The sequence below is a fragment of the Spirosoma sp. genome (genome assembly GCF_048594605.1).
Taxonomy (GTDB): Bacteria; Bacteroidota; Bacteroidia; order Cytophagales; family Spirosomataceae; genus Spirosoma.
The window spans coordinates 1-8,562 of record NZ_JBMDWV010000409.1; the positions used below are offsets into that span (position 1 = coordinate 1).

8 protein-coding genes and 2 pseudogenes are annotated in these 8,562 nt (G+C 48.6%); 4 read left to right on the forward strand and 6 right to left on the reverse strand.

The window, feature by feature from the left end; translation table 11 throughout:
* Nucleotides 1–521, forward strand: a pseudogene (locus ACOJS8_RS25485) (AI-2E family transporter); the annotation flags it as partial.
* 52 nt (nt 522–573) lie between these two features.
* Here ACOJS8_RS25485 and ACOJS8_RS25490 read toward each other — a convergent pair.
* The 6 genes from ACOJS8_RS25490 to ACOJS8_RS25515 form a co-directional block, all read right to left on the reverse strand.
* Nucleotides 574–1,203 (reverse strand): LON peptidase substrate-binding domain-containing protein, encoded by a 630-nt coding sequence (locus tag ACOJS8_RS25490; protein WP_420151381.1) that lies wholly within the window; start codon nt 1,201–1,203, stop codon nt 574–576.
* 22 nt (nt 1,204–1,225) lie between these two features.
* Nucleotides 1,226–2,011 (reverse strand): nicotinamidase, encoded by a 786-nt coding sequence (locus tag ACOJS8_RS25495; RefSeq protein ID WP_420151382.1) that lies wholly within the window; start codon nt 2,009–2,011, stop codon nt 1,226–1,228.
* A gap of 129 nt (nt 2,012–2,140) precedes the next feature.
* Complete coding sequence (locus ACOJS8_RS25500; protein ID WP_420151383.1) at nt 2,141–2,815, reverse strand: hypothetical protein; 675 nt, start codon at nt 2,813–2,815, stop codon at nt 2,141–2,143.
* Nucleotides 2,812–3,726, reverse strand: coding sequence for a DUF4097 family beta strand repeat-containing protein (locus ACOJS8_RS25505; protein ID WP_420151384.1), 915 nt, complete (start codon nt 3,724–3,726; stop codon nt 2,812–2,814). Before ACOJS8_RS25505 ends, ACOJS8_RS25500 begins: the two co-directional genes overlap by 4 nt.
* The gene (locus tag ACOJS8_RS25510) at nt 3,723–4,343 is read right to left on the reverse strand and encodes a hypothetical protein (protein WP_420151385.1); all 621 of its coding nucleotides are present in this window, start codon (nt 4,341–4,343) and stop codon (nt 3,723–3,725) included. Before ACOJS8_RS25510 ends, ACOJS8_RS25505 begins: the two co-directional genes overlap by 4 nt.
* A complete protein-coding gene (locus ACOJS8_RS25515; protein ID WP_420151386.1) occupies nt 4,340–4,870 on the reverse strand; it encodes an RNA polymerase sigma factor in 531 nt (176 codons plus the stop codon). Before ACOJS8_RS25515 ends, ACOJS8_RS25510 begins: the two co-directional genes overlap by 4 nt.
* Before the next feature lie 234 nt (nt 4,871–5,104).
* Here ACOJS8_RS25515 and ACOJS8_RS25520 point away from each other — a divergent pair, with 234 nt between their 5' ends.
* From ACOJS8_RS25520 to ACOJS8_RS25530, 3 genes and pseudogenes are all read left to right on the forward strand, one after another.
* Nucleotides 5,105–6,457, forward strand: coding sequence for a hypothetical protein (locus ACOJS8_RS25520; RefSeq protein WP_420151387.1), 1,353 nt, complete (start codon nt 5,105–5,107; stop codon nt 6,455–6,457).
* Nucleotides 6,458–6,525: 68 nt separating this feature from the next.
* Nucleotides 6,526–7,356, forward strand: a complete 831-nt coding sequence (gene prmA, locus ACOJS8_RS25525; protein ID WP_420151388.1) for a 50S ribosomal protein L11 methyltransferase — start codon at nt 6,526–6,528, stop codon at nt 7,354–7,356.
* A 109-nt stretch (nt 7,357–7,465) separates the two neighbouring features.
* Nucleotides 7,466–8,562 (forward strand): annotated as a pseudogene (locus ACOJS8_RS25530) (hypothetical protein); the annotation flags it as partial.

Below are 8,562 nucleotides of genomic sequence, written 5' to 3' on the forward strand. Positions count from 1 at the left end.
TATTAGTAATTCTGATTATCGGTACGTTAATGACGGTTGGGTTATTAATACTAGGCGTCGATTACGCCGTTTTCTTTGGGTTCTTTGGCGCTTGCTAAGTGCTGATTCCTTACTTCGGTCTCTCGCTGGGATCGCTTCTTCCAGCGGCATACACGCTGGTAACCCAGGATAACCCGCTCAAAGCGTTGGGCGTAATTGGGGTTTTTCTGTTCGTTCAGGCGCTGGAAGGTAATTTCATTACCCCCTATATTGTCGGAGCCAAGGTAAGCATAAACCCGCTGGCCGCTATTATTGTCCTGATTCTATGGGAAAACGTTTGGGGACTGCCAGGTCTGGTACTGGCGCTACCACTTACGGCAATCATCAAGGTCATCTTTGACTCGGTTGATTCGCTCAAGCCTTATGGATTTTTAATTGGCGAGGCTGAGAAGCCTCGTCCGCCTATCAAAAATTTACAGGAATTGGCTGAGCAGCTTCCAAAACGAACTAAAAAAGTCGGGAAAGTAGAGGAGAAAAACTAATGCCGATTCCCGTCAGCTAGAATCTCAGTACGTAAATTTCGCTAATTCACCATTAAAAATTAAGCGGATCAAGGTTTTTAAAATGACCATTCATCTTGATACGTTGCTTCGTACGCTCCATATCCGACACAACGGGCAACACCTTGTTGAGGTGCTGAATCAGAAAAAGTTGGCGCTCGGCTTCTGTTTCGAGCGTCAGTAAATCGTACTCCTGTTCTACCGATAAGCCAACTTTATGGGCAACTTTGTACGAGAGATTCTCGGTTGTGGCTGTATAATCCGTATCCATTTGTAACAGATCATAGAGTTGCTCCAGGCGTTCGGTCAGCGCTATTGAGTGGGCGATAAAACCATCTCCTGGCTTGATCAGTTCGACCTCTCCACCAGCGTAAAGCTTACCCGCAACAGGATTTTCAAAATTTACGAGTCGAAAAACCGCTAACCCCTTCGATTTAATATCCATACGGCCGTCAGGGTAGCGTTTGTGCAGCGTTGTTACGTGCATTTCGGTGCCGTAACCGGGTAATTTATTATTAATGAACGCCGGGATTCCGAACGTTTTTTCTTCTTCCAGGCACTCATTAATTAGCTGCCGGTAACGCGGCTCGAAGATGTGCAAGTTTAAATCCTCGCCCGGATAAACAATTAAATTGAGCGGGAATAGGGATAGTGTCTTTTCCATAACGCCGAAAAGGTACGGGTTTTTACCGGAAAATGGCGCTGGATTCAACAAAACGAACCTTTCTGTTGCGGGCCTCGGCATAAATCGGATCACCAAGGTGGCCAAGCCCTGCTACGTCCGACATGCAGTCAGTAACGACAACGAGCCTAGGTACCAGACTCGGCGCAAAATCCAGAATTTGCTTCAGGCTGTTGGCAACACAATGTGATTTGGCTTCGCCCATCAGAAAAACATTCTCGAAGCGTTCCAGATCGGAAATCAGCGATGTATTGAGTTGTGTTTCGGGTACGTCAGGATCAGGGACTTGTGCCCGAAAAATGCCGAAATGTTCGGATAGCGGATACAGCCCTTTCTGAATCGCTACGTAGTCGAGATTTCGTACGCCCGACCATTCTTTGAGTGCCTCCAGCAACGTATCGTGCAAAGCGGCTCCACGCGAGCCAATCAGGCAGTGTTCGGGCCAGATAAAGTGCGAAAACTGCCCGTCGGCTTCCAGATCATGAACGTATTGCCGGGCTTTCTCCGCCGAAAACCGCGGTATCCAGCGCCCTGCGTCTACGTCGGCAGCAGAGATTGGCGTGAAAGGTTCAGGATGATTGCCCGACGTATCGTGCCAGAATAACGAATGAGCAATATCTAAAATACGATGTGTATCGAGCGTAACAACAATATGATCGATCTGCTGGGCATGCTGTCGAATCAACGTAGCAATACGTGCTACGTCCTGTTCGGCACCGGGTACAAACAAAGCGCCGTCGGGATGACAGAAATCAAACTGAGCGTCGATAATTAGAAAAGCGTTTTTCATGCAACGGAACTAGTACAGGAATTCGCCTAAATCTACAAAAGCGCTCCAAATGTAAAAGCCGCTCACTAAAAGAATCCTTACCAGCCCAGACCAATTATGGCGCTGATACGTAGCGAAAGTTGAGAGCGTTTACAAACCCAGGCCAACCATAAATGCGATGGTCAGATCAAGAGGGCGAGGTCGAGCTCGACTATAATCTGGCCCAATAGACGCATCCAGATAACTAAAGCGACCTAAACGACGCTGAGTACCAAAGGCAAGTCGAACTAAAGGGCCGGGTTTCGGAGACGTTGGAATCAGGCCAGAATTAGGCGTACTTCGCCAGATTTGCTGATTGATCTCAAGCGTTAAATACTGGTCTGAAATATTGTTAGCGCTTTTCTGCTGACGAATGCGTTTGGGCATGTTGTAATACCATCGGCCAGCCAGCACACCCGTCAAAACGGCGTTTTGTTGAGAAGGACCAAGATGCTGATAACGTGTGCGTCCGGCAAGCAGTACAGAGAAAGCAGGCGTTAATTTTCGTTCGATCGCCACTTCGCTTTTGAGCCCCCATCGAGGTAATTGGTCTGGGCCGCTCCAGATAGACGTAGGCAGAATTCCTACTTTTATCAATGTTTTTTCTTCAATCTGCGCACGTATAAATCGGCGATAAAATACTTTAGCCGAACGGCTCTGTGGCGTAGTGGACAAACTATCGACTTCCTGACTATACACTAGTCGGGTTGAGTCGACTGACTGCGCAAAAATGCTGCACCTTAATGCCGTAAGAAACAGTATTCCGGTAAGTATACGTAGTATCATGGCCGTTTCTGATTAGTGGTAATCACCGATTTATCGTTCTGAATACTCGTTTTGCCGTAACTATTCTGAATTCTGATTTCCGATTTGCGGCCATTGGGTAAATAACGGAATGATTGCTTGTTGCCCCGCTTGCTGATCAGGTCTGACAGTTCTTCCGGTACATAGATTTCGGCAGAGGTAGCGGCAACGTCAAATCGGAAATCTAGTAATCGTTTCAGGCTCACTGCTACGTCCGTACGTGTCGCATCGATAATCAATTCGTTTAAGGACGTAGCAGGCAGGGTATTGAGCGTACCATAGCGACTTTGAATCGTAACCGTGCCCCCCAGATCCCGCAGCACAACATCGGCCTTTTCGGCCTTGACCGTTAACGTAGTATGTAGATTCCGACCGTCAATATCGCCGTAACTGGACGTAACGGATACCTTGCCGCTGAGCGATTCCATGCTAAGTTTTCCGAATTCAAACGTCAGATTTACATCGCCAGCCAGATCCGTCAGGTGCATGTCGCCGAAGGCATTCGTCAGCGCGATTGGAGCTTTGGTTGGTACGTTGATCTCATAAACAGCTTTAAGCTGGCTCTGAAGTTTTCCGGCTCGTTGCGGAATCACAAAGCGGTTCGCCAAGGCAATGTGGCCGTTTTCATTCTGGAATACGTATTGATGATACGTCACTTCGCGCTCAGCTACAGCCCGGTCGGGATGTTTGGCAATGAGCCGAAGTTTAACCGAAACGGTTGCCTGATTCCAGCCTTTCAGGATTACGTCGGCTTTTTGCGCGTTCAACTGAATAAGCTGGCCATCGGCGTAAGGCAAGGTTTTCTCGATCACCTTCGTAACCACCTGTATGGGCGTTTGCGAACGGCCCAACAGCGGTAGCCAGAGCAGAAAAGAGAGTAGAACCGGTTTCATGAGCGGAGAATAGTTATCAGCTCCTTCACGATTTCGGCGCGCTGATTTTCAACTTTTACCTGCGCCCGTAACAAATCTGGGTCATCGCCAAAAACCTGGCGCTCCTGCTCAATACGTTGCTTTTCTGTAGCCAGTTCAACAAGTTGATTCCGTAGTTCGTGCACTTCGGGCCGCTGACAAACCCGCTTTTGTTCGGCACATTGGCGGGCAATAAACGCTTCGTCAACCTTGTCAACCGTTGCTGTTTTGGTCAATTTGTCGGATTCGGACGTAGTAACCGACTCCGTAGCGTATTCGATACGTACCGTTTCTGCATCTGCCGGACGTAACAGATACCACCAAATGCCAACGAGCACAACAACGGCCGCAGCCGCTACACTCGTACCCAGCCAATGTTGAGAACTACTACTCCAGAGCGGACGAACGACGGTCTTATCCAGTTGCCTTTCAATCGCTATCCATAAGTCGGCTTTAGGTTCATGAGTTGGCAACGATTGAACAGCGCGATTGAGCGGCTTTTCCGGCGCTTCCGCGCTACGTAGTAAATCGGCTTCAATACGTGCCCATAAGTCAGCACGAGGCTCATATTCAGGAAGTGGGGGCAGCGCGTCGTTCATGAGAGTCGTTGTCTTAATAGCTTTTTAGCGTAGCTCACCTGCGATTTTGATGTGCCTTCTGAAATGCCAAGCATATCGGCAACTTCTTTGTGCGCGTATCCTTCGACTTCAATCAGCAGAAAAATCGTTCGGGCACCATCAGGCAGGGAACGTATCGCTACGTCCAGTTCCTCACCGGTGAGCGAATCACGAAAGGGGACTGGCTCATCGTGAATGGCTTCACTGAGCGTCAGAAAGCGATCTTCCAGTTGCTGTTTCCGGATGGCCTGCCGAACGACGATCGTTTTAATCCAGGCACCCAGCGTCGAGCGAAAGGCAAATTGATTCAGATTCCGGAACACTTCGACGAAAGCATCCTGTAGCGCATCGTTGGCGTGGTCGTAATCATTAATGATCCGGTAAGCCGTCGAAAACATGGCACGTTTGTATCGCTCGAACAGTATTTTTTGCGCTACACGGTCATTCGCCCGACAACGGTCGACGAGGTCTCGTTCAGATATGTCGGTCGATGTGGCCAAGCGGAACATGGCTTTAACGTTGCTTCAGACTAAAGGGCAAGGACTTGGGCAAAAGGTTGGAACGTATTCAGAAATAATAATGTGGCTCGTCTACTTTTTCGTAGGTTAGAATGTTCATTAATTCTTAAATTTATATACTAAGTTTAGCGTAACAGAGATGGAAACAAGTGATGCCACTCTATTCGGATTTCTATCCATTAATACAACGTTACTATTCTTTAACAACACTCAGCATATTGCCCAATGAGAGCGATCTACGTACTGATTGTCACTTTACTTTTCGCAACTGGTTATCTGCAGGCCCAGGGCATTGTTTTTGAGCAGGGAAACTGGACCGACGTATTGAAAAAAGCGAAGAAGCAAAAGAAACTGATTTTTGTGCACTTCGATAAACCCGATTGTGGAACCTGCAGTAACGTAGCGTCTATAGCCTTCAACAGTTCTCTGATACGGGAAAAGTTTGCCCAGCACTTTATCAGTTTTCGTACGGACGGAACAACGGGAATAGGCAAAGAACTCGCCGAAAAATTAGAAGTAGTTTGCCTGCCATCTTCTGTTTATCTGGATACCGACGAAAGTCTGCTGTCGCGCTTCTGTGGTAGTACAAGCTTCGATCGGGCGTATCTGGAAAAAGCCGAAGAAGCCATTAAGCGCAAGAGCGAACAACCACTGGCTGAACTGGCCGAGGCTTATAAAAGCGGAAATCGATCATCAACGCTAATGCGGACATACATAGGTCGGCTACGTGAGATGGATTTGTCGCTTCAGGACGTACTGGATGACTATATCCAAAGCCTACCCGCCGATTCATTGCAGTCAGCGGATTTGATGCGGTTTATTCTTGAGCAAGGGCCAGTTGTCGGCAGTAAAGCGGACCTAGTATTACAGCGAAACTACGCCCGAACCGATAGCTTGTATCGAGCCGCTGGCTGGAACAAAGCCATAGAATACAATAATCGAATTATCAATAATTCATTACGTAAAGCGGTCAAAGAAAAAGACGACGTTTTAGCGAGCCGTACCGCCACCTTTAAACTACGAACGTATCGGAACGATTTAAAAGCAGGGACGGGCGGTTATGAATGGGTGATGATGCGCTATTTCAAAGGAATTCAGGATACGCTACAGTACCTGCGGACGGCATCCAGTTATTACGACTCGCAGTTCATGACGGCCCGGGTCGACTCGATTCAAAAACTGGACGAACTGGATAATCAGCGCCGGATGCGTGGTGAAATGCCTGTTCAAAATGGTACAAACAAAGTATCTATAAAACCGGGGCAGATTTCATTCATGCTGAATCCAAACACACAACGCTACGTAGGAGCCCTGAATGAGGCTGCCTGGGATTTTCAGCAGATGACTCGTGATCCTGTTTATCTCGAAAAAGCATTAACCTGGTCAAAACGCTCGCTCGAATACCGGGAAGACGGCAGTTTGCTCGATACGTACGCTCACATTCTTTATCGGTTAGGGCGTAAGTCAGAAGCCGTGGAATGGCAGGAAAAAGCCGTCAGGAAAGAAAAGGAACGAAGCTCCCCGATGGTGCCTTCTTTTGAAGAAACGCTCAAAAAAATGAAAACAGGAACGCTCTAACGAACAAATCACCGCTACTTCTGTGAGGGGTGAGCCAAATGGCTTGCCCTTTTTCGTTACTTTGATACATGAATTACATCGAACTTCAACTGCACGTATCGCCTGATTATAGCGATATCCTTACGGCCGAACTGGCTGAACTTGGCTATGACTCGTTTGTGGAAACCGATGAGGGGCTGAATGCGTACGTAACAGAAGCTGATTTTGACGAAGCGTCCGTACAGGAACTCGTTGATAAATACGCCGATCAGACTGCAATAGCCTACCAAGTTAGTTCGTTAGAAAAACGAAACTGGAACGCAGAGTGGGAGCGCGATTATGAGCCGATCGAAGTGGCGAGCCAAGTCCGGGTCCGGGCATCCTTCCATCAGTCGGATGCCCGGTTTCGTTACGACATTGTCATTAATCCGAAAATGTCGTTTGGTACGGGCCATCACGAAACCACGGCCATGATGCTGGAGCAACAATTGGCACTCGATTTTGTGGACAGAAACGTACTGGATGTAGGAAGTGGAACGGGCATTCTGGCAATTCTGGCCGCTAAAATGGGTGCCAGCAACGTAGTAGCGTTCGACATTGAAGAATGGGCCGTTGAAAACGCTCGCGAAAATGCCGAGCTGAACGATAGTCCGCAGGTTACGGTCTTTCAGGGAACGATTAATGACGTTGATCCGGAAGGCCAATACGACATTGTGCTGGCGAATATAAACCGGAACGTATTACTGGCTGAAATTCCGATTTATACGCGTCTTATCCCCCAAAAAGGGCATCTGGTTGTCAGTGGTTTTTATGAGCATGATGCGCTCGATATTCAGCAGAAAGCAACCGAGTCGGGCCTTTCTCTTATTAATCGCATGACAAATCACGAGTGGACGTCGCTTGCTTTTCAAAAGAATTAAACAAATAGTTGATCAACCACAGGGCATAGAGAATTCCAGACATTACATCGATACACATAAGATTTGGCTCTATGTTCTTTGTGGTTAAGCTTTTTCCAACAAATACGTAATGAATCGTTTTTATAAAATAGTCCTGATTAGTTTGTTGACCCTACCAGCGGCCCTGGGTCAGGCGGTGCGACTTTCCGATAAACCCGATCAGTTTATGGCTGAAGTGCAAAAGCTGATGGCAACGGGCGGAGGAGTTGCCGTACGTGCCGGAACAAATCTGCAAACCGTTTGGTCGGAAAATCGACTGTCGACCCAGCAGCAGGAACGGGTAATGGCGCTCAGCCGGAAAATGAATCAGAAACGGCTGCAGGCCGCTCCGTACTTTGCTCCTCTATACGAAGCGATTTACCTGGCAACTCAGCAACAGCCTGCTTCGCCCGCGAACGTTGACGGTTTATTGACCATTGCCGAAAAGCTGTTCGAGGCCAACGATCCGAAAAATTTTGCCCGCAGCCTGGAAACAGCCCGGCGTTTTCTGGAACGGCACGAACTCTACGCCAGTACGTACAACAAGCTGTATGCGCAGGGCGGTACGTTTCAGTTTCGCTACGTCGATGGGGCGCCGGTAGCCACTCAGCCAGGCCAGCCGCAAACAGCCGCCGACTCACTGGCATCGGTAAAGGCGTCGATGGAGCGGTCTCGTTTTGATGGATGGGACACCCCCGCTTCATCGGATTCGACGCAGCCGCGTTCGCTGGGAACACAATACATTCCACAACGTCGACCCATTCCGTCGGTAACGGGCGCAGTTATTACGTTGAAAGACGTGTCGCTGGCTATGGTCGCAAACGGCGATTCGGCTGTTCTGGCAAATACCAACGGCGACCTGATGCTTAAAGACGGTGTTTTTGTAGGACAGGGTGGGAAGTTCACCTGGGAGACTGCCGGTCGGCCCGATATTTTCGTTACGTTGAGCGACTATGCCTTAACGACGATGAGTCCCAGATTAATGGCCGATGACGTAACACTTACTTATGGGGCCATGAAACCTGTAAAAGGTGTTTTCGAATACGTCAGCAAGAAAAAAGGTGGCCCTGTTACGTATCCACGGTTTATGTCGTGGCAGAACGACGTAAAGCTGCCTGATCTGGGCGCTGACATCGACTATCGGGGTGGACTGGCCCTGTCGGGTGTTCAGATGGTGGGCGCATCGGC

Coding starts and splice junctions, on each gene's coding strand:
- ACOJS8_RS25490 (WP_420151381.1), bottom strand. CDS start 1,203: ATGGAAAAGACACTATCCCTATTCCCGCTCAATTTAATTGTTTATCCG.
- ACOJS8_RS25520 (WP_420151387.1), top strand. CDS start 5,105: ATGAGAGCGATCTACGTACTGATTGTCACTTTACTTTTCGCAACTGGT.
- ACOJS8_RS25495 (WP_420151382.1), bottom strand. CDS start 2,011: ATGAAAAACGCTTTTCTAATTATCGACGCTCAGTTTGATTTCTGTCAT.
- prmA (WP_420151388.1), top strand. CDS start 6,526: ATGAATTACATCGAACTTCAACTGCACGTATCGCCTGATTATAGCGAT.
- ACOJS8_RS25505 (WP_420151384.1), bottom strand. CDS start 3,726: ATGAAACCGGTTCTACTCTCTTTTCTGCTCTGGCTACCGCTGTTGGGC.
- ACOJS8_RS25515 (WP_420151386.1), bottom strand. CDS start 4,870: ATGTTCCGCTTGGCCACATCGACCGACATATCTGAACGAGACCTCGTC.
- ACOJS8_RS25500 (WP_420151383.1), bottom strand. CDS start 2,815: ATGATACTACGTATACTTACCGGAATACTGTTTCTTACGGCATTAAGG.
- ACOJS8_RS25510 (WP_420151385.1), bottom strand. CDS start 4,343: ATGAACGACGCGCTGCCCCCACTTCCTGAATATGAGCCTCGTGCTGAC.